The sequence below is a fragment of the Nocardiopsis sp. LOL_012 genome (assembly GCF_048060475.1).
GTDB lineage: Bacteria > Actinomycetota > Actinomycetes > Streptosporangiales > Streptosporangiaceae > Nocardiopsis.
The window spans coordinates 67647-91486 of the sequence record NZ_JBHMIV010000014.1; the positions used below are offsets into that span (position 1 = coordinate 67647).

The following is a 23840-nucleotide window of genomic DNA, read 5'->3' on the forward strand; positions in this document are numbered from 1 at the left end:
AGCGCCCCGGCGCGGCCCCGGTTCACCGGCGCAGGGCGCGCACCCAGTCGAAGGCCGACGCCACGTCGTGGACGGTGGGAACCCCGGCCGGGCCCGGCGGGCGGCGCACCACAACCACCGGCACGCCCAGCAGCCGTGCCGCCGCCATCTTCGGCCAGGTGTAGGTACCGCCCGCGTCCTTGGTCACCAGTACGTCCGTGCCGTGCCCGGCCATCAGCTCCCGCTCACCGCCCAGCCCGTAGGGGCCCCGGCTCGCCACCAGTCGCCAGGCGGCGGGCAGGTCCAGGTCGGGCACGTCCACCACCCGGGCCAGCACCGCCAGCGGCCCCAGCGCCGGGACGAACCGGGCCAGCTCCTGGCGGCCCACCGTGAGGAAGGGCCGCTCCCCGAGTTCGGCGGCCCGCGCGGCGGCCTCCCCGTGGTCGTCGACGTAGTACCAGGCCGGATCGGGCTCCCACCCGGGCCGCTCCAACCGCAGCAGCGGAAGATCGGTGCAGGCCGCCGCGGCGTTGGCGCTCATGCCCAGCGCGAAGGGGTGGGTGGCGTCCACCACCGCGTCGTAGTCCGCGAGCGCCGCGCGCAGCCCCGGCACCCCTCCGAACCCGCCGACGCGCACCCGGCCCACCGGCAGGCGCGGCCGGGTCACCCGTCCGGCCAGCGACGTGGTCACGTCCACGCCCGCCTCCACCAGGAGACCGGCGAGCTCGCGGGCCTCGGACGTACCGCCCAACAGCAGGAGTCTCACGCGGCACCGCTTCCACCGGGGGCCAGCACCGGCAGCCCCTCCGGCGCGCCCTCGCGCGCCAGGTCGAGCAGCGCGCCGGTGTCCACATGCTCCTCCAACAGGTCGGCGAGCAGGTCGATACGCCGCTCCCGGGCGTTGGCGAAGCACACCCCGGAGGGCTCCAGGCCGAGCGCCTCGGCCAGGAAGGCGGAGCGGAAGGCGTCGCCCTCCAGACAGCCGTGCCACAGGGTGCCGAACACCTTGCCCGCACGCGCCCCGCCCGGGAACGCCTCCGCGCCGCCGCCCACCGCGACCCGGCCGTGGTGGATCTCGTAGCCGTGCACGGGCACGCCCCACGCCTTTCCGGACGGCAGGCCCAGGGTCTTCTCCCCGGTGAAATCGGTGCGCACGTCGAGCAGCCCCAGGCCCTCCGCCGACGCGCCCGGTGCGGCCTCCACCCCCTCGGGGTCGGCGACGGCCCGGCCGAGCATCTGGAACCCGCCGCAGACGCCGAGCAGCGGACGCCCGCGCCGCACGTGTTCGGTGACGGCCCGGTCAAGCCCGCGCGCACGCAGCCACGCCAGGTCGGCGAGGGTGGCCCGGGTGCCGGGCAGCACCACCAGGTCCGCGTCGGCCAGGTCGCGCGGGCCGGAGGCGAACACCACGTCCAGGCCGGGCTCCAGCCCCAGGGCGTCCACGTCGGTGAAGTTGCTGATCCGGGGCAGCCGCACCACCGCCACCTTGCGGGCGGCGGTTCCCGGCGAACGGCGGCCCTCCAGGTCCAGGGCGTCCTCGGAGTCCAGCCACAGCCTCCGGTCCCACGGCAGGGTGCCGTACACCCGCCGCCCGGTCATCCGCTCCAGGTCGGCCAGGCCGGGCCGCAGCAGCGCGGGATCCCCCCGGAACTTGTTGACCACGAACCCCGCCATCAGCGCCTGGTCCGCCGCCTCCAGCAGCCCCACCGTGCCGTACATCGCGGCGAACACCCCGCCCCGGTCGATGTCGCCGACCACCACCGCCGGCAGGTCCGCGTGCCGGGCCAGCCCCATGTTCACGTAGTCCCCCGAGCGCAGGTTGATCTCGGCGGGGCTGCCCGCGCCCTCGGCGACGACCACGTCGTAGCGCGCGGCCAGGTCGTCGAAGGCGGCGTGCGCGGCCCGCGCCAGGTGGCGGCGGCCCGCCTCCCAGTCGCAGGAGGACACCTCGCCCGCCGGGTGGCCGAGCAGGACGGCGTGGCTGCGCCGGTCGCCGCCCGGTTTGAGCAGCACCGGGTTCATGGCGGGCTCCGGCACGGCTCGGGCGGCCACCGCCTGCACCCACTGGGCGCGCCCGATCTCCGCCGGGCGGCCGTCCGGGCCGTGGCAGACCATCGAGTTGTTGGACATGTTCTGCGCCTTGTAGGGCGCCACCCGCACCCCGCGCCGCACGAAGGCCCGGCACAGCCCGGTGGCCACGGCGCTCTTGCCCGCGTCGGAGGTGGTCCCGGCCACCAGCAGCCCGGCACGCCTCACCCCGGCGGCACTCATTCCGGCCTCCTCAACAGGGCGATGTCCATGACCCACCCGGCCCGCTCCCTCGCCCTGGACCGTGCCGCACCGATCGCGGGCAGCACGTCGCCGACCCGCCCGGCGACCAGCTCCTCGCTGTCGGTGCCCAGGTTGGCACCCCACCACACCGACCACCCCTCCAGCCCCTCGAACACCGGCTGCTCCCCGCCGAGCATGACGACGATCCCGTCCAGCCCGGCGGCCACCGCCCCGCCCAGTCCGCGCGCCGGGACGACGTGCACCGGGCGGCCCACCCCGTGCAGCACGATCCGGTGCCGCGCGGCCAGCAGTTGCGGGGCACCGACCCCCGGCAGCACGTCGAACTCCACCGGGACCGCCCCCCGTTCGGCGATCCGGCGCACGATCCGCAGGGTGGAGTCGTACAGCGACGGGTCGCCCCACACCAGGAACGCCGCCGTCCCGCCGCGCTCGCCGAGCACCCGCTCGTAGGCGGCCACGCGCGCCTCGTGCCACGCGGCGACCGCGGCCCGGTAGTCCGCCGGGTCGCGGTCGCGTTCGGGGTCGGGCACGGCCACCAGGGGCACACCGTAGGCGTCGCAGACCTGTCGGCGCACGGCCAGCAGGGCGTCGCCGTCACGCTTGCGGGCCGCCACCGCGTAGTCGCAGCCCCGCAGTGCGTCGGCGACCTCGCCCGTGACGTGCTGAGGCCCCATCCCGATACCGAGGATCCGTACCCTCACTCCGCCCGGTCCTCCAAGTCGCCCTCCACCTCCAGGTAGACCTCGGTCAGCGCCTCCAGCGTCGCCGGGGCCGGCTCGGCCCACAGCCCGCGCCGCGCCGCCTCGTGCAGCCGCTCCACGATCCCGTGCAGCGCCCACGGGTTCGAGCGGCGCAGGAACTCCTGCGTCGCCTCGTCCAGCACGTACTCCGCCGCGAGCCTCTCGTACATCCAGTCGTGCACGACCCCGGCCGTGGCGTCGAACCCGAACAGGTAGTCCACCGTCGCCGCCAGCTCGAAGGCGCCCTTGTAGCCGTGGCGGCGCATCGCGGAGATCCAGCGCGGGTTCACCACCCGGGCCCGGAACACGCGCGCCGTCTCCTCGCCCAGGGTGCGGGTGCGCACCGCGTCGGGCGAGGTGGAGTCGCCCACGTAGGCCTTGGGGTCGGAGCCGGTCAGGGCGCGCACCGTGGCCACCATGCCACCGTGGTACTGGAAGTAGTCGTCGGAGTCGGCGATGTCGTGCTCGGCGCTGTCGATGTTCTTCGCCGCGACCTTGATCCGGCGGTAGTTGGTGCGCATGTCGTCGGCGGCCGGGGCGCCGTCCAGACCGCGCCCGTAGGCGAACCCGCCCCAGGCCGTGTACACCTCCGCCAGGTCGCGGTCGTCGCGCCAGGTGCCCGACTCCACCACCTGAAGGATGCCCGCGCCGTAGGAGCCGGGCGCGGACCCGAAGATGCGGGTGGTGGCGCGCCTCCGGTCGCCGTGCTCGGCCAGGTCGGCGCGGGCGTGGGCGCGCACGAAGTTCTGTTCGTCCGGCTCCTCCAGGTCGGCGACCAGGGTCACGGCGTCGTCCAGCAGGGCCACCACGTGCGGGAACGCGTCGCGGAAGAAGCCGGAGATGCGCACGGTGACGTCCACGCGCGGACGTCCCAGCTCCTCCAGCGGCACCACGTCCAGGCGGGAGACCCGCCGCGAGGCCTCGTCCCACTCCGGGCGCACGCCCAGCAGCGCCAGGACCTCGGCGATGTCGTCGCCGGAGGTGCGCATCGCGGAAGTGCCCCACACCGACAGCCCCACCGACTCCGGATAGGTGCCGGTCTCCTCCAGGTGGCGGCGCAGCAGCGATTCGGCCATCGCCTGCCCGGTCTGCCAGGCCAGCCGGGAGGGCACGGCGCGCGGGTCGACGGTGTAGAAGTTGCGGCCCGTGGGCAGCACGTTGACCAGGCCGCGCAGCGGTGACCCGGACGGGCCCGCCGGGACGTACCCGCCCGCCAGGGCGTGGACGGTGTGGTCGAGTTCGTCGGTGGTACGCGCCAGGCGCGGCACCACCTGGGCGGCCGCGAACTCCAGGACGCGGCGTACCTCGGGTTCGTCGTGCAGGCCGGCCGCGGCGGCCGGGTCCCAGCCGGCGGCCTCCATCCGCTCGACGAGGTCGCGGGCGCGCGCCTCCACCTCGTCGACCTCGGCGGTGGGCGCGCCCTCCTTCAGTCCGAGGGCGGACCGCAGTCCGGGCAGCGCCGCCCGCTCGCCGCTCCAGACCTGCGCGGCCCGCAGCACGGCCAGCACGAGGTTCACCCGCGTCCCGCCCGCCGGCGCCTCGCCGAGCACGTGCAGGCCGTCGCGGATCTGCACGTCCTTGATCTCGCACAGCCAGCCGTCGACGTGCAGCAGGAAGTCGTCGAACTCCTCGTCACCGGGCCGCTCCTCCAGGCCCAGGTCGCGGTGCATCTCCGCCGCGCGCATCAGCGACCAGATCTCGCCGCGGATCGCGGGCAGCTTCGCCGGGTCCATGGCCGCGATGTTGGCGTACTCGTCCAGCAACTGCTCCAGCCGTGTGATGTCGCCGTAGGTCTCCGCGCGCGCCATCGGCGGGATGAGGTGGTCGACGACCGTGGCGTGGGCGCGGCGCTTGGCCTGCGCCCCCTCGCCCGGGTCGTTGACCAGGAACGGGTACACCAGCGGCAGGTCCCCGAGCACCGCGTCCGTGGCGCACCCGGCCGACAGCGCGGCGTTCTTGCCCGGCAGCCACTCCAGGGAGCCGTGCTTGCCCAGGTGGACGATGGCATGCGCGCCGAACCCGTGCTCCAGCCACCGGTAGGCGGCCAGGTAGTGGTGGCTCGGCGGCAGGTCCGGGTCGTGGTAGATCGCCACCGGGTTCTCCCCGAACCCGCGCGGCGGCTGGACCAGGACGACGACGTTCCCGGCGCGCATCGCCGCCAGGACCAGCTCACCGGAGCCGTTGACGTACAGGCGGCCGGGCGCGGGACCCCAGTGCTCGGCCATCGCCTCCTTCAGCGGCGCGGGCAGGTGCCCGGTCCAGGCGGCGTACTCCTCAGGCGTGATCCGCACCTGGGCGTCGGTCATCTGCCCGGAGGTCAGCCAGTCCTCGTCCTGGCCGCCCGCCGCGATCAGGGCGTGCACCAGGGCGTCCCCGGCCTCGGTGTCGTCGGCCAGGTCCAGGCCGGGCAGGGCACCGGGTTCGCCCAGGTCGTAGCCCTCGGCGCGCAGGCGGCACAGCAGTCGCACCAGCGACCGCGGGGTGTCCAGGCCGACCGCGTTGCCGATCCGCGAGTGCTTGGTGGGGTAGGCCGACAGCACCACCGCGATCCGCTTCTCGGCGGGCGGCACGTGCCGCAGCCGGGCGTGGGCGGCCGCCGTTCCGGCCAGGCGGGCGCAGCGCTCGGCGTCGGCACGGTAGCGGGGCAGCCCGTCGCTGTCGAACTCCTTGAAGGAGAACGGCACCGTGATGATCCGCCCGTCGAACTCCGGGATGGCGATCTGGCTCGCCGAGTCCAGCGGGGTGACCCCGTCGTCGGAGGCCTCCCAGTCGGTGCGCGAACTGGTCAGGCACAGCCCCTGGAGTACCGGCACGTCCAGCGCGGCGATCCGCTCCACGTCCCACGCCTCGTCGTGGCCGCCCGCCCCCGCCGACGCGGGCACACTGCCGCCCGCCGCCAGCACGGTGACCACCAGGGCGTCGAACTCCGCCAGCGCCTCGAACAGGTCGTCGGGAGCCGAGCGCAGCGACCCCGCGAACACGGGCACGCCCACGGCCGCCCCGGTGGCGTCGACCGCGTCGGCCAGCGCGTGCGCGAACGCGGTGTTGCCGCTTGCCTCGTGCGCCCGGTAGTAGAGGATGCCCACCCGGGGCAGCCCCGGGGCGTCGGGCAGGTCGCGTTCGCCGCGGCCCCACGCCGGGACGGGCTCGGGCGGCTCGAACCCCTCCCCGGTCAGCAGCACGGTGTCCGACAGGAAGGCGTGCAGGCGCCCCAGGTTGGCCGGCCCGCCCTCCGCGAGGTAGCGGTGGGCGTCGGCCGCCAGCCCGATGGGGACGGTGGAGTGCTCCATCAGTTCGGCGCTGGGCTGCTGCTCGCCGCCGAGGACGACCAGCGGTGTGCCGCGCCCCCGGACGTCGGCCAGGCCCGGCCACAGGTCGTGCGGGGAGCCCAGCAGCCGCACCACCACCACGTCGGCGCCCCCGACGGTGTCGGTGAGCACGGCCTCGGAGGCGCGTGAGGGGTTGGCCCACGTGTAGTCGGCTCCGCTGGCCCGTGCGGAGAGCAGGTCGGTGTCGGAGGTGGACAGCAGGGCGATCCGCGTCAAGGTCGGATTCCTTCCTCGGTGCTGACGGTGGTCGTGGTCGTGCCGTGTGCGTTCGCGTGTACCGCCCCCTGTCCGCCGCTTCCGTCGCCGCGCCGCAGGAACCGGATCACCGGATACCCCGGCCCGGAGCCGACCTCGGCCCGGACCCCGTAGACGTCCGCGATGAGCGACGGGGTCAGGACCTGGGCGGGCGGGCCCTCCGCGACGGCGCGGCCGCCGCGCAGGACGAGCAGGCGGTCGCAGTACATCGCGGCCAGGTTGAGGTCGTGCAGGGCGATCACGGTGGTGACGGGCAGGCCCGTGATCAGCTCCATCAGGTCGATCTGGTGCTGGATGTCGAGGTGGTTGGTGGGCTCGTCGAGCAGCAGCTCGTTCGGCTCCTGGGCGAGGGCGCGTGCGATCTGGGCACGCTGGCGCTCGCCGCCGGACAGGGTGTGCCAGGACTGGTCCGCCCGGCCGGTGAGCCCGGCCCGCTCCAGGGCCGCGTCCACGGCCCGGCGGTCCGCACCGGAGGCCGCCGACCAGGGGCGGCGGTGCGGGATGCGCCCCAGGGACACCACGTCCCGCACGGTCAGCTCGGTCTGGGCCTGGGAGCTCTGCTGGACGGCGGCGATACGGCGCGCGGCGGCGCGGCGGCCGTACCGGTGCAGCGGACGGCCGTCCAGGGTGACCGTCCCCGCGGTGGGTTCGAGGACGCCGCCGAGGATCCTGAGCAGGGTGGACTTGCCCGAACCGTTGGGCCCCAGCAGGCCGACGGTCTCGCCGGGCCGCGGGGCGAGTGTGACGCCGTCCAGGACCAGCCGCCGTCCGGTCCGGCGCCCCACGGCGTCGGCGCGCAGCCCGCCGGAGGGCGCCGCGCCGGGTTCGAGGTCTCTCACGTGTGCCTCCTGGCGCGATAGAGCACGGCGACGAAGGCGGGCACCCCGATGAGGGAGGTCACCACCCCCACCGGGATCTCCTGCGGGTCGAGCACGGTGCGGGCGACCGTGTCCACCCACACCAGGAAGACGGCGCCGATCAGCGCCGTGACGGGCAGCAGCCGCGCGTGCCCGGGGCCGGTGAGCGCACGGGTGGCGTGCGGCAGCACCAGCCCCACGAAACCGATCGCCCCCGCCGAGCTGACGAGCGCCGCCGTGAGCAGCGCGGTTGCGCACAGCAGCACCAGACGTACCCGGGGCACCCGGATGCCCAGGCTCGCCGCCGCTTCCTCACCGAAGGCGAACCCGTCCAGGGTGGTGCTGTGCGCGAGGCAGACGGCGAGCACCAGGCCCAGCACGCCCGCGCACAGTGCCACGTCGGACCACCGCGAACCGCTGAGCGAGCCCAGCAGCCAGAACAGCACGCCCCGGGTGGTCTCCGCCGACGCCGACGTCAGCACGATCACTGAGGTCAGCGCCGAGAACAACTGCATGGCCGCGACCCCGGACAGCACCACCCGGTCCAGGCTGCCGCCGAGAGTGTGCGCCAGCAGCATCACCAGGCCGAAGGAGGCCAGCGCACCCACGAAGGCGCCCGCCGACAGGGACACCGCGCCGGCGCCCCAGCCCAGCACCAGCACCGCGACCGCGCCGGTCGAGGCGCCTGAGGACACCCCGAGCACGAACGGGTCGGCGAGCGGGTTGCGCAGCAGGGACTGCATGACCGCCCCGCACAGGGCCAGCCCCGCCCCGCACACCGCGGCGAGCAGGGTGCGCGGCATGCGCAGGTCCCACACGATGCCCTCGCGCAGCGCGCTCAGCGGGGACTCGCCCCACCCCAGGCGGGCGCAGACGGACCGCCACACGTCGAGGGTGGAGATGTCGGCGGGGCCGATGGTCACCGAGACCGCGATCGACGCGGCCAGCGCCACCAGCCCGCCGACGACCAGCAGGACGAGCTGGAGGGCCCTCACTGGGCGAGCCCGAGATCCCGCAGCCCGGCGGCGACGATCTCGATGCCCTCAACCGTGCGGATGGTCGGGTTCATGGCCTGCCCGCTGAGCAGGACGTAGCGCCCCTCGCGCACGGCGGTGAGTTCGGCGGTGGCGGGGTTGTCCTCCAGGAAGCCGGTCTTGGCCTGCGCGGTCTCCGCCGTCTGCGAGTCGCGGGTCAGGTCGCCGAGCACGATGACGTCCGGGTCGCGGTCGGCGACGGTCTCCCAGTTGATCTGGGGCCACTCGTCGTGGGTGTCGTCGAAGGCGTTCTCCGCGCCCACCGCGCGGGTGATGATGCCGGGGGCGCCGCAGCAGCCCGCGAGGTAGGGCGACTCGGAGTTGGCGAACCAGTACATGACCGTCACGTCCGTGGCGTCCAGCCCGTCTGTGGCCGCCTCCACCCGCTGTTCCAGCTCCGCGACGAGCTCCTCGCCGCGCTCGGCCACCCCGAAGATCCGGGCCAGGTCGCGCACCTCCCCGTAGACGGTGTCCAGGGTGAGCGCCTCACTGCGCGAGCCGTCGCCGCCGCTGTCGTTGTCCTTGCCCGCCGCGCAGTCGGAGGGGGACACGTAGGTGCCCACGCCCAGCTCCTCGAACTGCTCCCGGGTGGCGACGCCGCCCGTGCCGAGCGTGGACTCGAAGGAGGCGGTCACGAAGTCCGGCTCGGCCTCCAGGACCGCCTCGAAGGACGGATTGTTGTCGGCCAGGCGCGGGATGCCGGAGTTCGCCTCCTCCAGCCCCGCCATGATCGGGTCGGTCCAGGTGGCGGTGCCGACCACGCGGTCCTCAAGGCCGAGGGAGAGCAGGATCTCGGTGGTGCCCTGGTTGAGGGAGACGACCCGCTCCGGGGGCGAGCCCAAGGGGATCTCGTACCCGCAGTTGTCGATGGCGGGGGTGCTTGCGGCGGCCTCGGAGCCGTCGCCCACCTCCCCGGGGGCCGCGCCGCAGGCGGTGGCCAGGAGGGAGAGGGCGAGCAGGGCAGGGGCGGGGGACGGCGCTGTACGCAGCATGGAGGTATGCCTTTGTGTCGGGGCTCGAACGCGGAGCCTGGCCGTGGACGCCGCGCGCGGTCGGCGCGCGGGTGCCAGCAGGTCTTCGGACTCTGGTTCACCCGGACGGGGTGCCTTCCCAGGCCGGTGCCGCTCCGACGCTCGGTCGCCGCGGCCCCGCCCAGTGGCGCGATACCCCGCCCGTCCCCATCACCGCTGCGCGTCAGTCCCGGATTCGCACCGGATTCCCTGACCACGAAAGTGGTACGACTGGCCCTGGAAGGGTACCAAGCCGCCCTTTGCCGTAGGGAGGGCGAAGCCGACTGGTCCGCGTCACCCCACCCACAGGGTGTAGGACAGGCGGGCGGAGTGGTCGGACGCGTCGAGCACCTCCACCAGCGCGACCCCGCCGTTCGTGGTACGCACGCAGAAGCGCTCTCCCTCCTGTGACGTGACCCCCGTCGCCCAGGAGCCGAGCAGGCCCCCGGTGTCGGACAGTGCCTCGTAGCACCCCCGGTAGTCCGCCGACCGCTCGCCCAGTGAGGCCGCGGAGAACCCGCCGCTGTTGTGGAAGGCACCGATGAACTCGCTGTGCGTGAACGGCATCCCCGACATACGGCTCAGCCAGGACAGGTCGGCCTCTTTGGACTCCTCCTCCTGGTCCTGGGCCAAGGGGATCGCCGAGCCTGGCGGATCCAGGTCGACCCAGGAGTAGGACCTGCACAGGAACCCCTCACAGGGTTCACCGCCGATGGCCAGTTCGTGGTCGGTGAGCAGGGCGGGGTGGAATTCGGGGTCGAGGTCGCGTTCGGGCTGGATCTCGCGCAGGTGGATCTGTGCGGTGCCCTGTTCACGGACGTCGACGAGGACGCGCCGATTGAGGACGGTGACCACCGATTGGCCGTCGAGTTCCACGACGGCTTCGACTTCGGCGTCGATGGTGTAGACGCTGTCGAGGTCCTCGCCGTCCTGTTCGTGGCGGACGAAGAGGGCGAGTTGGTCCTCGGGGGGTTCGTAGCTGCTCCAGTGCTCCTGTTCGACGGAGAAGGTGCCCACGGGTGTGGTGATCTGTGCTCCAGCGGTGACGGCGACCTCGCCGTCGGAGCCCACTTCGAGGGTGACGGGGACGAACGGCGGCTGGTAGCCCGCGGTCATGCCCTCGCAGGCGGTGAGCAGGAGGACGGGGGAGAGGAACAGGGGGAGGAAACGGCGCACGCGATCTCATCTCGGGCAGACGGCCGGGGGTCCGCTCCGCGCGGGCGTCGACCCCGGGGCCTCTCCGCCGCTCCCTGGGGGCACATGGGAATTGGTCGACGCCGCACCGGTGCTGGAACCCGATGATATCCACCGCCCGTGTACCGGGACAGATCCCGGCCGCTACCGGGCCATGTCCTGTGTGCCGAGCACCGACAGTAGCGCGAGGCGGTCGGCGCTGTCGGTACCGACGGCCGGGGTGAACCACAGCAGCCGCTGGCGCCCGTCCTCGCTGAACAGGTTCAGACAGTCGACCTCCAGGGTCCCCAACTCCGGGTGCCGGATCCGCTTGCGGTCCTGGCGCCGGAACGCCACATCGTGCTCGGCCCACACCCGCGCGAACTCCGTTGACTCGCCGAGCAGCGCCGTGACCAGGGACGCGGCCTCGGCGTCCGACGACTCCCGCCGCCCCGCCGCCGCCCTGAGGTCGGCGGCGAAGGCGCGCGTCTGGCCGTCGTGGTCCTCCTCGGGGTAGAGGTCGCGGGCGGCGGGGTCGGTGAACCACCGGTAGACGAAGCTCGCCCGCCTGCCGTGGAACCCCGACTGGTCGCCGAGCAGCGCGACCGCCAGCCGGTTCTGGACGAGTGTGACGTGCAGGTCGGTGATCACCTGGGCCGGTGTGGTGTCCAGCCGGTCGAGCAGGTCCAGCATGCCCGGGTGGACGTGCGAGGCGCCGCCGCCGTCGACGGGCACCGGGCGGTGCGCCAGACGGTAGAGGTGGTCGCGCTCGTCGCGGGTGAGCCGCAGCGCCCGCGCCAGCGCGCTCAGCATCTGCTCCGAGGGCTGGGAGCCGCGGCCGCGCTCCAGTTCGGTGTAGTACTCCACCGAGGCCCCCGCCAACTGGGCGACCTCGTCGCGCCGCAGCCCCGGCACGCGGCGGCGCGGCCCGTGCGGCAGGCCCACGTCGCAGGGGCGCACGCGGTCGCGGCGCGAGCGCAGGAAGGCACCGAGTTCGGCGTACTTGGCGGTACTCATCGCCTCCAGTGTGCGCCCTGTCCGGCGGCGGGAGACAGGGGACGGCGTCCCCCCTGTCCGGAGCCTCTGCCACTTCTTTCTGAAGCCGCCCAGTATGGGGGCATGACCACACGGAACAGCACGAACATCGCGGAGCCCCGCGTCGCGGTCGTCACCGGAGGATCACGGGGGATCGGCCGCGCCGTCGCCCTCACCCTCGCCGGTCAGGGCATGGCGGTCGTCGTCGGCTACGCCGCGAACAAGGGTGAGGCCGACGCCGTGGTGGGCGAGATCGAGGCGGGCGGCGGTCGGGCGCTGGCGTCGGCCGCCGACGTCGCCGACCCGGACGCGGTCGCGGAGACCTTCGACACCGCCGAGCGGGCCTTCGGCGGGGTGGACGCGGTGGTCCACTCCGCCGGGCGGATCGCGCTCGCACCGATCGCCGACCTCGACCTGGCGGAGTTCGACGCCCTGCACCGCACCAACGTCCGCGGCGCCTTCGTGGTCGCCCAACAGGCGGCCCGGCGGGTCCGTCCCGGCGGCGTGATCGTGACGCTGTCCTCCTCGGTCGTCGGCCTGCGCTTCCCCTCCTACGGTGCCTACGCGGCGAGCAAGGGGGCCGTAGAGGCGATGACCCAGGTCCTTGCACAGGAGCTGCGGGGCCGCGACGTGAGCGTCAACGCCGTCGCCCCCGGCCCCACGGCCACCGAGCTCTTCTTCGAGGGCAAGGACGAGGAGACCGTGGCCGCGCTCGCCCGGCGGGCCCCACTGGAGCGGCTGGGCACCCCCGAGGACATGGCCGCGACCGTGGCCTTCCTGGCCTCGTCCGCCGGGCACTGGGTCAACGGCCAGATCGTGCGCGCCAACGGCGGGATCGTTTAGCGCCCCCGGCCGCACCACCGAACTTCCGCTCCGGCGGAGGAACACCCGCCCTCCCCACTTCCGATCCGAGGAGAGAACCATGCCCTTCGCCAACTTCAAGATCCCTGCCGACACCCTCAACGACGAGCAGAAGAAGGAGATCGTCGAGCGCACCACCGACCTGTACGCCGACCTCTACGGTGAGCGCGCCAGGGCCACCACGGTCGTGCTGGTCGACGAGGTCGTCGACGGCGGCTGGGGTGTGGCCGGAAACGTCCTCACCGCGGCCATGCTCAACGGCGGCTCCTGACGGACCCGGGCGGGGCGGCCCGGTGGTGGGGGCCGCCGGCCGCCCCGCCCCGCCCTGGGGCGGGGCGGGGACGCGCCCCTTCCGCGCGAGACGAGGGGACCATTAGGGTGGGAGCGCTCCCAATCAGGAAGGTCCCAGCATGAGCGACCCAGTCCTCCCCCCTGAACTGCTCTTCGGCACCGCCACCGCCGCCTACCAGGTGGAGGGCGCGGCCCACGAGGGCGGACGGGGCCCCTCGATCTGGGACACCTACTGCCGCACCCCCGGCCGCGTCGCCCGGGGCGAGAGCGGCGACACCGCCTGCGACCACTACCACCGCTACCCCGAGGACGTCGCGCTCATGGCCGGCCTCGGGGTGGACCTGTACCGCTTCTCCGTGGCCTGGCCCCGGATCCAGCCCACCGGCCGCGGCCCCGCCAACCCCGAGGGCCTGGCCTTCTACGACCGCCTCGTGGACACGGTCCTGGAGGCCGGGATCGAACCCGCACTCACCCTCTACCACTGGGACCTGCCACAGGCACTGGAGGACGGCGGCGGCTGGCGCGACCGGGACACCGCGCACCGCTTCGCCGAGTACGCCGGACTGGTCGCCGACCGCCTCGGCGACCGGGTCCGCCGCTGGATCACCCTCAACGAACCCTTCTGCTCGGCCTTCGTCGGCCACGCCGTGGGCCGCCACGCACCCGGAACCAGGGAGGGCCGCCCCGCACTGGCCGCCGCCCACCACCTCCTGCTCGCCCACGGCCTGGCCGTCGGGGAGTTGCGCGACGCCGGTGCCGAACAGGTGGGGATCACCCTCAACCCCGACCACCTGCTGCCCGCCACCGACAGCGCGGCCGACCGGGCTGCGGTGGAGCGGGCGCGCACCCTGCACAACCGCACCTGGCTCGACCCGATCCTCACCGGTGCCTACCCCGACAACGAGACCGAGACCTGGGGCGCCCTGGCCGACGGCGCCCACCGCCGCGAGGGCGACCTGGAGGTGATCGCCCAGTCGCTGGACTTCCTGGGGATCAACTACTACCGGCCGATCATGCTGCGCGACGCCCCGCACACCGAACCCGACCCGGAGCTGCGCACCGCCGTGGACATCGGCACCGAACAGGTGCCCTTCGAGGGCGTGCGGCACACCACCATGGGGTGGCCGGTCGTCCCCGACACCTTCGCCGACCTGCTCGTGGACCTGAACCGCCGCTACCCCGGCCTGCCGCCCGTGTTCATCACCGAGAACGGCTCGGCCGAGGACGACCGGCCCGACACGCGGGGCCGGGTCCGAGACACCGGGCGGGTGGACTACCTGCGCGACCACCTGGCGTCCCTGGCCAGGGCGATCGAGGCGGGCGTGGACGTGCGCGGCTACTTCGTGTGGTCGCTGCTTGACAACTTCGAGTGGGCCTTCGGTTACGAGCGGCGGTTCGGGCTGGTGCGGGTCGACTACGACACCCTGGAGCGCCACCCCAAGGACAGCTACCACTGGTACCGGGACTTCCTGCGGGAGCACCGCGCACGCCGGACCGCGCCCTAGCGGAAACGACCCGGGCGGGGCCGTGGCCTGCGGTGACGGTCTCCTGTACGAGGGCCGTCCGCCGCCGTAGGCTGGAGGGAAGCCGTTTGCGCCCGGGGCGTACGGACTCCCGGGCCGGTTCCCGCACCGGAGGGGGCAGTATGCCCGCACGTACGCGCGACTGGTTCCGAGCCGCCACCATGTTCACCGCACCAGTGGCCCTGTTCGCCATGATCCTGTACCACCCCTTTCTCGCGTACACCACGGTCACTGTGGAGGGCCTGGCGGAGGTGATCGAGACCGATCCGACCCGGTGGTCTCTGACGCACATGTTGGCGGTCGGGGCGCTGGCCCTGCTCGTCCTGGCCTTCCAGGGGCTGCACGACATGCTTCGGGAGGCGGGCGAGGAGCGCTGGAGCTCCTTCGGGCTGCCCCTGGTCACCGTGGCCCTGGTGTTCCTCGCCGCGTTGGCGGGGAAGGAGCCGACCGTCGCGGCGGTGAGTCAGACCGGAACCGACGTCCTCGCCTTGGTACAGGCCACGAGTCCGTCGACCGTGGTGCTGTTCGTGGCCAGCGCGGTCACCTTCCTGTTCGGTGCGCTGGCGTTCGCGATGGGGGCCATGCGCGCCGTGATCATGGGCCGGACGATGACGGCCCTGGTGGTGGTCGCCCTGGTCGTCCTGGGCGTGGCGATGCTGACGCCGCTGTTCACCATCGGCTACGTGATCGGAGCCGCCGCGATCGTGGCGTTCTGGCCCCCGGCCTGGGCGGCAGCGCGAGGCGGACCGGTGGCGGAGTCCGGTTCGGGGGAGCGAGCCACACCGGATGAGGGGGAACGGTCCACCGCGCCGCCTCCCCGTGCCGCCGATCGCAGGGGGGTGTTCCGGCACAGCGGACGGTACGGATCACACACCGGGCACTGACAGCAGCGGCCCCGCCGGTGCCCGCGCGGTATCCGGCGGGCCAGGGGAGTGGTGACGATGGAGTCCGGGATCGATGTCTGGGTGATCGAGACGTCCTCGCTGGGGGACCGCAGCTATCTGGCCACCGACGGCGAGGTGGCCCTGGTGGTCGACCCCCAGCGCGACGTCGACCGGATCATCGCCCTTGCGGGCCGCCTCGGGGCGCGTATCACCCACGTGGTGGAGACCCATATCCACAACGACTACGTCTCCGGTGGTCTGGAACTGTGTCGGCTGACCGGCGCGACCTACGCGATGGCCGCCGCCGACCACGTCGCCTTCCAGCGCACGCCGCTCTCCGACGGCGACCTCCTGGGGGTCTCCCCGCGCATGCGGGTGCGCGCCGTCGCCACCCCCGGACACACCTTCCACCACCTCGCCTACGTGCTGGAAGGCCCCGACGGGGCCGAGGGTGTGTTCACCGGCGGCTCACTGCTGTTCGGCACCACCGGCCGCACCGACCTGCTGGGCCGCGAGCACGCCGAGACCCTCGCCCGGCACCAGCACGCCTCCGCGCACCGGCTCGTCGACCTGCTCCCCGAGGGGTCGCGGGTGTGGCCCACGCACGGCTTCGGCAGCTTCTGCTCGGCGGCCCCGGCCGAGGGGGACGCCTCCACCGTGGGGCGGGAGAAGCGGCGCAACCCGGCGCTGCGGCTGGCCGCCGACGAGTTCGTCACCCACACCCTGGCGAGTCTGGACGCCTACCCCGCCTACTACGCCCACATGGGTGTGACCAACCTCTCCGGACCCGAACCGGTGGACCTGCGCGCGCCCGCCGTCGCGGACCCGCCCCAACTGCGCCGACGCCTGGCGGCGGGCGAGTGGGTGGTGGACCTGCGCAACCGCAAGGCCTACGTCCGCGCCCACCTGGCCGGAACCGTCAGCCTGGCCCTGGACGGGCCGATGGCCACCTGGCTGGGCTGGCTTATCGACTGGGGGGCGCCGCTCACCCTCCTCGGGCAGAGCGCCGACGAGGTCGCGCGGGCCCAGCGCGAACTGGTGCGGATCGGTATCGACCGTATCGCCGCCGCGGCCACCGGAACCCCCGAGCGGATGGCTGCGGAGCCCGGCCAGGTCCGTTCCATGGACACCGCCGACTTCGCCGACCTGGCCGCCGCGCTGGAGGGGAGGGTCCCCGACGGCCTGCCCGACCCCGGGGCGGTGCTGGACGTGCGGCTCGGCCGCGAGTGGGACGACTCCCATGTCACCGGTGCCGTGCACATCCCGCTGCCAGAGTTGGCCCGGCGCGTCGACGAGGTTCCGGAGGGGGCGGTGTGGGTGCACTGCGGCAGCGGTTACCGCGCCACCGTCGCCGCCTCCCTGCTGGCCCGCGCCGGCCGCCGCGTGGTGGTCGTGGACGACGACTTCGCCGCGGCAGCCAAGCAGGGCGTCCCCGTGACCATCGCCGGGTAGCCCTCCGGTCGGCGCGCGGGTCCGGCAGCACGCTCCGTCGGTCGGCGTACCTCCAGGCCTGGTCTACCTGTGTGAGGTTCGCCGTGGGGCGAACCTCGGCGCCCGATCCGGCGGTGAAGCGAACCCCGGCGACACCGGGCGTCGCCCGTGTCCGGGCCGGGCCCCCTTTCGCGTCAGTACCGGGGCGTGCGGATCCCCGTCCGGCGCGCACGCCCTCCGGGCACTGAGACGGCGTGTCGGAGCCTGTCCACATTATGAGATTTTATCGGTGACTGTGGCGCACGGAAAGGGCCTGGTCACCTGTGGTGGCGGGATCCACGGCTCCCGGCCCTGCCGCGTTTCGGTGCGTGCATTCCTGGGGGCTATCTCCAGGTCAAATGTGTTCTGCGGCCCGGAGGGCGGGGTGTTGATCACCAGTGTGAGTCGTGTTTCACGCGTTAAACTTATTGACTTATGCGAGGTATGTCGCATTGGACTGGTGGTTTGCGTGTCGGATAGAAAAGCACTGGAGTCGACGGCTGAGAAGATGTCCGGCGGACATCCGGGCGTGAGAATTTCGCGACTCCCCACAGTTCACAGCTCTTTCCTGGCCTGGGGATGACCCGATGGATTCCCTGGTCCGGTGCGGAGCCAGCCACGTCACTAGCATCCCCTGCGGGTAGAACGAGAGCCGAGTCGATCTGATTTTTCAAGGACTGGCGTCCGCCGGTTGGCGCCCCCTGTTCTCTGCATTTCACTCATGGGGGGCTTCGTCGTGAAGAACTAGCGTGTCGAGAATTTTCTTTATCTCCTTCGATGCAATGGTGGCTGTTACGCGGAAGGTGTTATGCGGACCGAAGAAGCGCGAGACCCGATTCTCGTGAAATTCTGGGAAGAGACCAAACTTCGCTATAACCAGGATCCGCCCGAGTCCCGTGCCAGCGGCCTCCGAACAGGCGAGTCCGCGTTCAGGGCACTGCTGCTCCATGTCCTGGACGCTGGTTACGGGGAACGCATGGACACGGTCTACACCAAGGGGCGGACCCTGATGCGAGCGCGCACGACGCCGTCCGCGGGCGCCCTCTACCCGCTGGAGGTACTGGTCGCCTGCAAAGGCCGCTCCAGCGGGGAGCACAACGTGTTCCTCTACGACATCTCCGAACGTCGGCTCGACTTCGTCCGCACGGTGAACACCCAGGTGCTCGCACAGTTGCGCCCCGGCGAGGGGGAGGTGCCCCACGCCATAGTGATCGTGCTCGGCCGACCGTGGAAGTCGATGCTCAAGTACGGCAACCGCGGATATCTCTACACCCGCCTCGACGGGGCCCACGCCACCTCCAACATCGCGCTGTCCGCGATGGAGGCCGGTCTCCGGCCCGCCGTCCACCTGCGCTTCGACAGGGCACTGTTCGCCGAGGCGCTGGGACTGGACGGGCTGTGCAGAGAACCCCAGGCGCTCGTCACCCTCATGGAGCCGGAGACGGTACCGGACGCGGCCCTCCCACCCCTGCCCGAGCCCAAGGACACGATGCTCGAACGGCCGGGGGTGAACGAGCGCAGGGCCTGGTACCAGGTGAGCGATGTCAGCACCTGCGACACCGACCCCTCCTTACCACCCAGGCTCGGGCCCGTGGTCTCGATCGCCGAACCGGCCGCCGAGGGCGACCCGGTCTTCCCCGTCCCCGACTCCGCCACCCCCTCCATCACCGACTTCAGGACGACGGCCGTACTGCGCGCCTCGGCGAAGGGCTTTCTGCCGGTGGCCCTGGACGCCGACGCGGTGGCCCGTCTGCTGGTCCGCGCAGGAAGCAGCATCCCCGTGGACTGCGCCGACGGTGAGGCCATCAGCATGCGTGCGCTGGTCCGGAACGTCACGGGGAGTCCCGCCGGCGTCCACGTCTACTCGCCGGAGCGGCGGGCCGCCTACCGGGTCGGCGACGGCACCGTCGAGGGCGACGCCGTCGTCTCCGCCTGTATGGGGCAGGAGGTGGTGCGCGACTGCGCCCTCCTCATTGCCCTGTACGCGCCGGGAGCCGCCCTGCTGGGAGAGGAGGGACGGCAGCGGCTCGCCGAGTACTTCTTCCACGCGGGGAGCGTCGCGCAGCGCTTGTGCCTGGCCGCAGCCGATCTCGGACTCGGTATCACCTGCCTCGGCGGCTTCGACGACTCCCAGGTGGCCGAGCTGGTCCGGTTGGACCCGGGAGAAGAGGTGCTGTACGTCCTCGCGGTCGGCACACCCGACGGGGCGGCCGTCAAGTGGGACAGGGCTCCCGTCGCCCACAGCCACCAAGGTGTGCCCCCCGGCACTTGACGGTGACCGGACCGGCCCTCAACCCATTCCAGGACCGAACAGGAACGGTGCGCGTCCCCATGTTCAACAACAGTACGATCGCCGCACAACTGACCACCGCTCACCTTGAGTTGCGTGATCGCGCGGCCGACCACTTCACACCGGAATGGCTCAAGAGCTGGAGGAGCGAACCGGGAGGACCGGTCCGCCCGGGCGTGTGGCAGGAACTCGCCGCCAACGGATTCATGGGACTGTCCGTACCGGTCGAACTCGGAGGACGCGGGCTCGGTCTTCTCGGTGCCCTCATCCTCGCTGAGGCCCTGTCGCGGACCGGCGACACGGGAATCGCCCTGGGCACCCACGTCCAGAACGAGATCGCCTGTGACTGGCTGGCGAGCGCCGACGACGCCGGCCTGCGCGAGCGCCTCCTTCCCGCTGTCCTGAGCGGTGAGCGGATCGCGTGCCAGTGCGACACCGACGCCTCGGCCGAGGAACCGACCACGGCGGTGACTGACGGCGACAGCCTGGTCATCAACGGCCGCAAACTCTTCGTCGTCAACGGCGACAGCGCCGACCTGTGCTTCGTGAGCGTCGTCCTCGACGGTCGACCCGCCATCGTGGCGGTGGAGAAGGAACGCCGGGGGGTAGGCGTGGGCCACGTCTACGACAAGTTCGGCACCCGCAGCATCGACTCGGCGCGCGTGGAGTTCGACTCCGTCCGGGTGCCCGCCACACACGTCGTCTCACGCCGGGGGCCGGGCCGGCTCCTGCACTGGAACCGGGTCATGTCCAGGATGCGGCTGCTCATCGCCGCCGACGCCTACTTCCTTCACCGCCGACTGCTGACGCACGTGATCGGCCACACCACCCGACGGACCCTGGGAGGTCGGCGCCTCGCCGACTGGCCGGTCAACCTGCACGCCCTCGCGAGGGCCAGGACCGATCTGGAGCTCATGGAGGCCGGCCTCGTGGACGCCCTTCGGCGACTGGCGGACAAGTCCAGCTCGATCCCCGAGATCGCCCAGCTCAAGTGGTTCTGTGTCGAGCGGGCCACCGAGCTCGCCACCCTCTGCACCGATCTCGAAGGCGGGGCGGGCTACATGTGGGACAGCGTCGCCCTCCAAGCCCACGCCCAGGTCCGCGGACTGCGGATGTCCGGAGGAAGCCAGACGACCATGCTCACCATCGCCAACCACAGCCTGGCGTGCAGAGCCGAACTGGCGGAGCCCGGAACCGCGTCCGGCATCGGGGAGGAGACCCGTGTCTGAACAGGAAACGCTCGGAGCGGTCTTCCTCGACGCCTGCCGGAGGCACGCGGGACGCCGGGCGGTCGTGGACGGGGAGACCTCCCTCACCTACACGGACTTCGCGGAGCGTGTCCTGGACCGGGTATCCGTGCTGGACGGCCTGCTCGATCCTTCGGTCCGCAGTGTCGCCCTGTACGCCGCCAACAGTGTCGAGTATCTGGTGTCCTACTACGCCCTGGTGGTCTCGGGGCGGGTCCCGTTCCTGGTCGACCCCCAGTTCGGCGCGGCCGAGCTGACGGGGATCCGGGAGGGCTGCGGTGTGGAGGCCTTCGTGGTGGGCTCCGGGAACGGATTCCCCCTCGACGCGGACACGCACCCCCTGGGTGAGAGCGGGCAGACCCTGGCCCTGCCCGCGCGCGGGTCCGAGCCCCGGCACGAACGGGTGGAGCCGGGACGTACCACCGCCACGTGCAGGTTCACCTCCGGCACCACCGGCGCGCCCAAATGCCTGGAGTTCTCCCACACAGCGGTGGTGACGGCCGCCCGGAACTGGGTGAAGGGCACGGCTCTCGGTGCCGACGACAGGGTGCTCTGCCTTGCGGCCTTCAGCAACGGGCTGGCCTTCAACACGTCGCTCCTACCGGTGTTCCTCACCGGTGCGGAGCTGCACGTCCACCGCGGGATGCCCACCTCCGGGACGGTGGTCCGGGCCGTCAGGCGTTCGGGCGCCACCAGGCTGGTGGCGTTCCCCTTCGTGTACGGCCTGCTCGCGGACGCGCGGGTGGACGAGGCACTGAGCGCTCTCACCATGGCGGTTTCGGCCGCCGCGGTCCTGGACCCCCGGGTCCGCGGCGAGTTCGAGTCCCGCCACGGGGTGCGCATCGCCGACTACTACGGCATCGCCGAGGTGGGTCCCTGCACCTTCGAACGGGATCCCGCCTTCCCCTCGGGGCTGGGCACCCCCCTTCCGGGCGTCTCCTTGCGCCTCAGCGAGGTCGGCGGCGGGGGGACGGAGATCCGCGTCCGCACGGCCTCCATGGCCTCCGGATACCTGAACGCCCCCGGTGAGCTGGAGGCCCGCACGGACGGGGACGGCTACTACCGAACAGGGGATCTCGGACATGTGACCGACGGCCGCCTGTACGTCACCGGACGACTCGCGGGTCCGATCAACGCGGCCGGGCGCAAGATCGACCCGGCGGAGATCGAGCGGGTCGCGCTCACACTCGACGGCGCCCACGACGCGGCCGCCTTCGCCGACACCGACGCGAACGGCAACACGATCGTGCACCTCGTCCTGGCGGCCCCCGACCACGTGGGCCGCGCCGCCGTGACGGAGGTGTGCCGCCGGAACCTCGCTCCCTACAAGGTGCCGAGCCGCGTCTCGGTCCTGCCGGCCATCCCGAGGTCGTCGTCGGGGAAGCCGCGGTTCGCCGAACTCAAGCAGCAAGTGAGCAAGCAGGAGGGGACCGAATGAACGAAACCGAAGCCGCGCTGCGCCAGCAGGTCGGAAAGCTCATCGAAGTGGCCACCGGCCGGGTCGTCACGGTGAGTCACCTGGAGCAGGCGGGGGGGTCGCTGGAGGACGCCGGTGTGAACTCCATCGGCTACATCAACCTCATGGAGGCCCTGGAGCGCAAGTTCGGCGTCGTGGTCGACCAGGAGGCGGACCCGGAGCACCTGACCTCGGTCGACTCGATCGTGGCGTTCATCCGCCGCCAGGCGGGGGAGTCATCGGTCCCCGCATAGCCACCCAGCAGAGAGACGCGGAAGGAATGGACATGGGCGTTGCGCATGACGTACGGGCAGGGGACGCGGACACACCCCCTGCCCGGCTGCTCCGATCGGTCTCCGGAGCGGGCACAGGGCCGGGGGCGCTGGCGGAGGTCTGGGAGCGGCACGGGTTTCCGGCCGCCACTGCGGTCACCGAGCACCTCCATGGCGTGGTGCCGTTGCTGGACCTGTTCGGGGACGGTCCCAGTGGCCTGTCCTCGGACATCCGTCTGGGACGCCGCCTCGCGGCACTCGGCCTGTTCACCCCCAACTCCCTGTTCTCCATGCCGGCGTCGGCGGTGCACGGCCGGGCCGAGGGCGACCGGATCGTCCTCGCCGGGCGCTTCCGCTACGCCGCGGGACACGCGGAGGTCAGCGTGGTCCAGGTCGACACCGGCGACGACGTGCGGCTCGCCCTTCTCCCGCACACCCTCGACGGCCTCACGCCCCGGACGGCGAACGGGCCCGGAACCGAGGGGTGGGCCGACCTGGACGGCGCGGTCCTGGCCCGGGAGGAGCTCTCACGTCCTGTCACCTGGGAGGACTCCGATCCGTTGGTGGCAGCGGTGGACGCCTACGCGTGGACGTTCGTCCGGTACGCGTACCCGTGGAGCCTGAGGCTCATCTCCGACCTGCGCCGCCTCCTCGCCGAGACGGAGTCGGGGGCCGGAGCCGATGTCCTCAGCACGTCGCAGTACATCGCGCACGAGCTCACCAGAGCCGAGATCGAGGCCGTGCTCTCCGGCGCCGCCGCGGCCGCGGGCCCCGGGGCCAAGGACGAGGGGCCGGGCGGCCAGAGCACCATGGCCGTCCTGCTGAGCTGTCTCGACCTGCTCCAGCGCGCGAGCGGGCTCTCGGAGCGCATGGCAGAGGAGTTCGGCCTGCCCCGGGGCAGCGCGGTGACGTCCGCCCGCGCACTCTTCGGCGGACGCCGCATGGTGGAGGGCGAACTGGCCCGGCGGATGGGACTGGGACGGCATACGTGATGACCATTCCCGTCGTGGTCTGCGGGAGTTCGGGGCGGATGTCCGATCTCATCGCCGCGGCCCTCAACGACACCCCCGACCTGCGCGCGGCCGCCCGGCTCTCGCTCCGCCCCACCGAGGCGTCCGCCGCGGACAGCGGCGCCGTCCGTGAACTCGGCCGGGTCTGCGTCCCGGAACCGGTGGTCGTCGACTTCACCGCGCCCCAAGCGACCAGGCGCCTGCTGCACCAGGCCCGTACCGTGCCCTGCTCCCTGGTGATCGGTACGAGCGGGTTGACCGACGGCGACCGCTCCCTGATGCGGGAGGTGGGGCGGGAACGGACGATCGTCACCGCCGCCAACTTCAGTGTCGTGCTGCTCGCGATGGCCCGGTTCGTCCGCGAACTCGGCTCCTTGGTCGACCACACCTGGGACGCGGGGGTCGTCGACGTTCACTTCGCGGGCAAGAAGGACCGGCCCAGCGCGACCGCGCGGTATCTCGCCGAGCAGTGGCCCGGACCGCCCGGACGCGAGGCGGCGCCACCGGAGGTGGCCGCTTTCAGGATGGGCGACGGGGTCAGCGAGCACCGGGTGCTCGCGTCCGGCACCGGCGAGCACGTCGAGGTTCTCCACCGGGTCGCCGACCGCACGGCCCTCCTGCCGGGAATCCTGCGTTCCGTGCGGTTCGCCGCGCACGCGGGGCCGGGGGTCCACACGCTGGAGGACGTGGTGGACGCCGGCCCCGACCGCTCCGGCGACGTCCCCCGCCGGCCCGTACCTGAAGCCGCTCCCCGTTCCTCGGGGACCGCACGAGAGGGGTTCGAGCATTGACCACCACCGACCCGGGAGAGCGGGCGACCGGCACGGAGGAT

General features: G+C 72.7%; 21 protein-coding genes and 1 riboswitch. Of the genes, 11 read left to right on the forward strand and 10 right to left on the reverse strand.

From position 1 onward, the window contains the following. Nucleotides 1-22 precede the first annotated feature (22 nt). From ACFHWE_RS11415 to ACFHWE_RS11455, 9 genes are all read right to left on the reverse strand, one after another. Nucleotides 23-745: a cobalt-precorrin-6A reductase gene (locus ACFHWE_RS11415; RefSeq protein WP_416600959.1), complete on the reverse strand. Its 723-nt coding sequence runs from the start codon at nucleotides 743-745 to the stop codon at nucleotides 23-25. Further along, nucleotides 742-2250, reverse strand: a complete 1509-nt coding sequence (locus ACFHWE_RS11420; protein ID WP_416600961.1) for a cobyric acid synthase — start codon at nucleotides 2248-2250, stop codon at nucleotides 742-744. The genes ACFHWE_RS11415 and ACFHWE_RS11420 overlap by 4 nt, the downstream gene beginning before the upstream one ends. Continuing rightward, nucleotides 2247-2972 carry a precorrin-6A synthase (deacetylating) gene (cobF, locus tag ACFHWE_RS11425; protein ID WP_416600963.1) on the reverse strand — a complete coding sequence of 242 codons (726 nt, stop codon included), beginning with the start codon at nucleotides 2970-2972 and terminating at the stop codon, nucleotides 2247-2249. Before cobF ends, ACFHWE_RS11420 begins: the two co-directional genes overlap by 4 nt. Beyond that, nucleotides 2969-6556, reverse strand: coding sequence for a cobaltochelatase subunit CobN (gene cobN, locus ACFHWE_RS11430; protein ID WP_416600965.1), 3588 nt, complete (start codon nucleotides 6554-6556; stop codon nucleotides 2969-2971). Before cobN ends, cobF begins: the two co-directional genes overlap by 4 nt. Then, entirely contained in the window at nucleotides 6553-7434 is an 882-nt protein-coding gene (locus tag ACFHWE_RS11435; protein ID WP_416600967.1) for an ABC transporter ATP-binding protein, read from the reverse strand. Before ACFHWE_RS11435 ends, cobN begins: the two co-directional genes overlap by 4 nt. Beyond that, complete coding sequence (locus tag ACFHWE_RS11440; RefSeq protein WP_416600969.1) at nucleotides 7431-8447, reverse strand: FecCD family ABC transporter permease; 1017 nt, start codon at nucleotides 8445-8447, stop codon at nucleotides 7431-7433. Before ACFHWE_RS11440 ends, ACFHWE_RS11435 begins: the two co-directional genes overlap by 4 nt. Beyond that, nucleotides 8444-9478 carry an ABC transporter substrate-binding protein gene (locus ACFHWE_RS11445; RefSeq protein ID WP_416600971.1) on the reverse strand — a complete coding sequence of 345 codons (1035 nt, stop codon included), beginning with the start codon at nucleotides 9476-9478 and terminating at the stop codon, nucleotides 8444-8446. The genes ACFHWE_RS11440 and ACFHWE_RS11445 overlap by 4 nt, the downstream gene beginning before the upstream one ends. A gap of 58 nt (nucleotides 9479-9536) precedes the next feature. Further along, a riboswitch (cobalamin riboswitch) is annotated at nucleotides 9537-9747 on the reverse strand. Between the two features lie 43 nt (nucleotides 9748-9790). Continuing rightward, the gene (locus tag ACFHWE_RS11450) at nucleotides 9791-10672 is read right to left on the reverse strand and encodes a hypothetical protein (protein WP_416600973.1); all 882 of its coding nucleotides are present in this window, start codon (nucleotides 10670-10672) and stop codon (nucleotides 9791-9793) included. A 162-nt stretch (nucleotides 10673-10834) separates the two neighbouring features. Then, nucleotides 10835-11686, reverse strand: coding sequence for a helix-turn-helix transcriptional regulator (locus ACFHWE_RS11455; RefSeq protein ID WP_416600975.1), 852 nt, complete (start codon nucleotides 11684-11686; stop codon nucleotides 10835-10837). Between the two features lie 102 nt (nucleotides 11687-11788). On the opposite strand from ACFHWE_RS11455, the gene ACFHWE_RS11460 reads away from it, so the two are divergent. From ACFHWE_RS11460 to ACFHWE_RS11480, 5 genes are all read left to right on the forward strand, one after another. Further along, the gene (locus tag ACFHWE_RS11460; protein WP_416600977.1) at nucleotides 11789-12547 is read left to right on the forward strand and encodes an SDR family oxidoreductase; all 759 of its coding nucleotides are present in this window, start codon (nucleotides 11789-11791) and stop codon (nucleotides 12545-12547) included. 79 nt (nucleotides 12548-12626) lie between these two features. Next, nucleotides 12627-12836, forward strand: a complete 210-nt coding sequence (locus ACFHWE_RS11465; RefSeq protein ID WP_416600978.1) for a tautomerase family protein — start codon at nucleotides 12627-12629, stop codon at nucleotides 12834-12836. A 139-nt stretch (nucleotides 12837-12975) separates the two neighbouring features. Further along, nucleotides 12976-14361 carry a GH1 family beta-glucosidase gene (locus tag ACFHWE_RS11470; protein ID WP_416600979.1) on the forward strand — a complete coding sequence of 462 codons (1386 nt, stop codon included), beginning with the start codon at nucleotides 12976-12978 and terminating at the stop codon, nucleotides 14359-14361. A 140-nt stretch (nucleotides 14362-14501) separates the two neighbouring features. Next, nucleotides 14502-15263 carry a hypothetical protein gene (locus ACFHWE_RS11475; protein WP_416600980.1) on the forward strand — a complete coding sequence of 254 codons (762 nt, stop codon included), beginning with the start codon at nucleotides 14502-14504 and terminating at the stop codon, nucleotides 15261-15263. A gap of 57 nt (nucleotides 15264-15320) precedes the next feature. Continuing rightward, complete coding sequence (locus ACFHWE_RS11480) at nucleotides 15321-16715, forward strand: MBL fold metallo-hydrolase (RefSeq protein ID WP_416600981.1); 1395 nt, start codon at nucleotides 15321-15323, stop codon at nucleotides 16713-16715. A gap of 733 nt (nucleotides 16716-17448) precedes the next feature. Here the strand turns inward: ACFHWE_RS11480 and ACFHWE_RS11485 are convergent. After that, nucleotides 17449-17682, reverse strand: a complete 234-nt coding sequence (locus ACFHWE_RS11485; protein WP_416600983.1) for a hypothetical protein — start codon at nucleotides 17680-17682, stop codon at nucleotides 17449-17451. A gap of 27 nt (nucleotides 17683-17709) precedes the next feature. Here ACFHWE_RS11485 and ACFHWE_RS11490 point away from each other — a divergent pair, with 27 nt between their 5' ends. Genes ACFHWE_RS11490 through ACFHWE_RS11515 form a run of 6 tightly spaced genes read left to right on the forward strand, consistent with a single transcriptional unit; the run spans nucleotide 17710 to nucleotide 23799 of the window. Continuing rightward, nucleotides 17710-19005 carry a nitroreductase family protein gene (locus ACFHWE_RS11490; RefSeq protein WP_416600985.1) on the forward strand — a complete coding sequence of 432 codons (1296 nt, stop codon included), beginning with the start codon at nucleotides 17710-17712 and terminating at the stop codon, nucleotides 19003-19005. Between the two features lie 59 nt (nucleotides 19006-19064). After that, the gene (locus tag ACFHWE_RS11495; protein ID WP_416600986.1) at nucleotides 19065-20252 is read left to right on the forward strand and encodes an acyl-CoA dehydrogenase family protein; all 1188 of its coding nucleotides are present in this window, start codon (nucleotides 19065-19067) and stop codon (nucleotides 20250-20252) included. After that, nucleotides 20245-21708: a class I adenylate-forming enzyme family protein gene (locus tag ACFHWE_RS11500; RefSeq protein ID WP_416600988.1), complete on the forward strand. Its 1464-nt coding sequence runs from the start codon at nucleotides 20245-20247 to the stop codon at nucleotides 21706-21708. Before ACFHWE_RS11495 ends, ACFHWE_RS11500 begins: the two co-directional genes overlap by 8 nt. Then, nucleotides 21705-21980, forward strand: coding sequence for an acyl carrier protein (locus ACFHWE_RS11505; RefSeq protein WP_416600990.1), 276 nt, complete (start codon nucleotides 21705-21707; stop codon nucleotides 21978-21980). Before ACFHWE_RS11500 ends, ACFHWE_RS11505 begins: the two co-directional genes overlap by 4 nt. A 32-nt stretch (nucleotides 21981-22012) precedes the next feature. After that, a complete protein-coding gene (locus ACFHWE_RS11510; protein WP_416600991.1) occupies nucleotides 22013-22990 on the forward strand; it encodes a hypothetical protein in 978 nt (325 codons plus the stop codon). Next, nucleotides 22990-23799, forward strand: a complete 810-nt coding sequence (locus tag ACFHWE_RS11515; RefSeq protein WP_416600994.1) for a 4-hydroxy-tetrahydrodipicolinate reductase — start codon at nucleotides 22990-22992, stop codon at nucleotides 23797-23799. Before ACFHWE_RS11510 ends, ACFHWE_RS11515 begins: the two co-directional genes overlap by 1 nt. The last annotated feature ends 41 nt before the right edge of the window (nucleotides 23800-23840 follow it).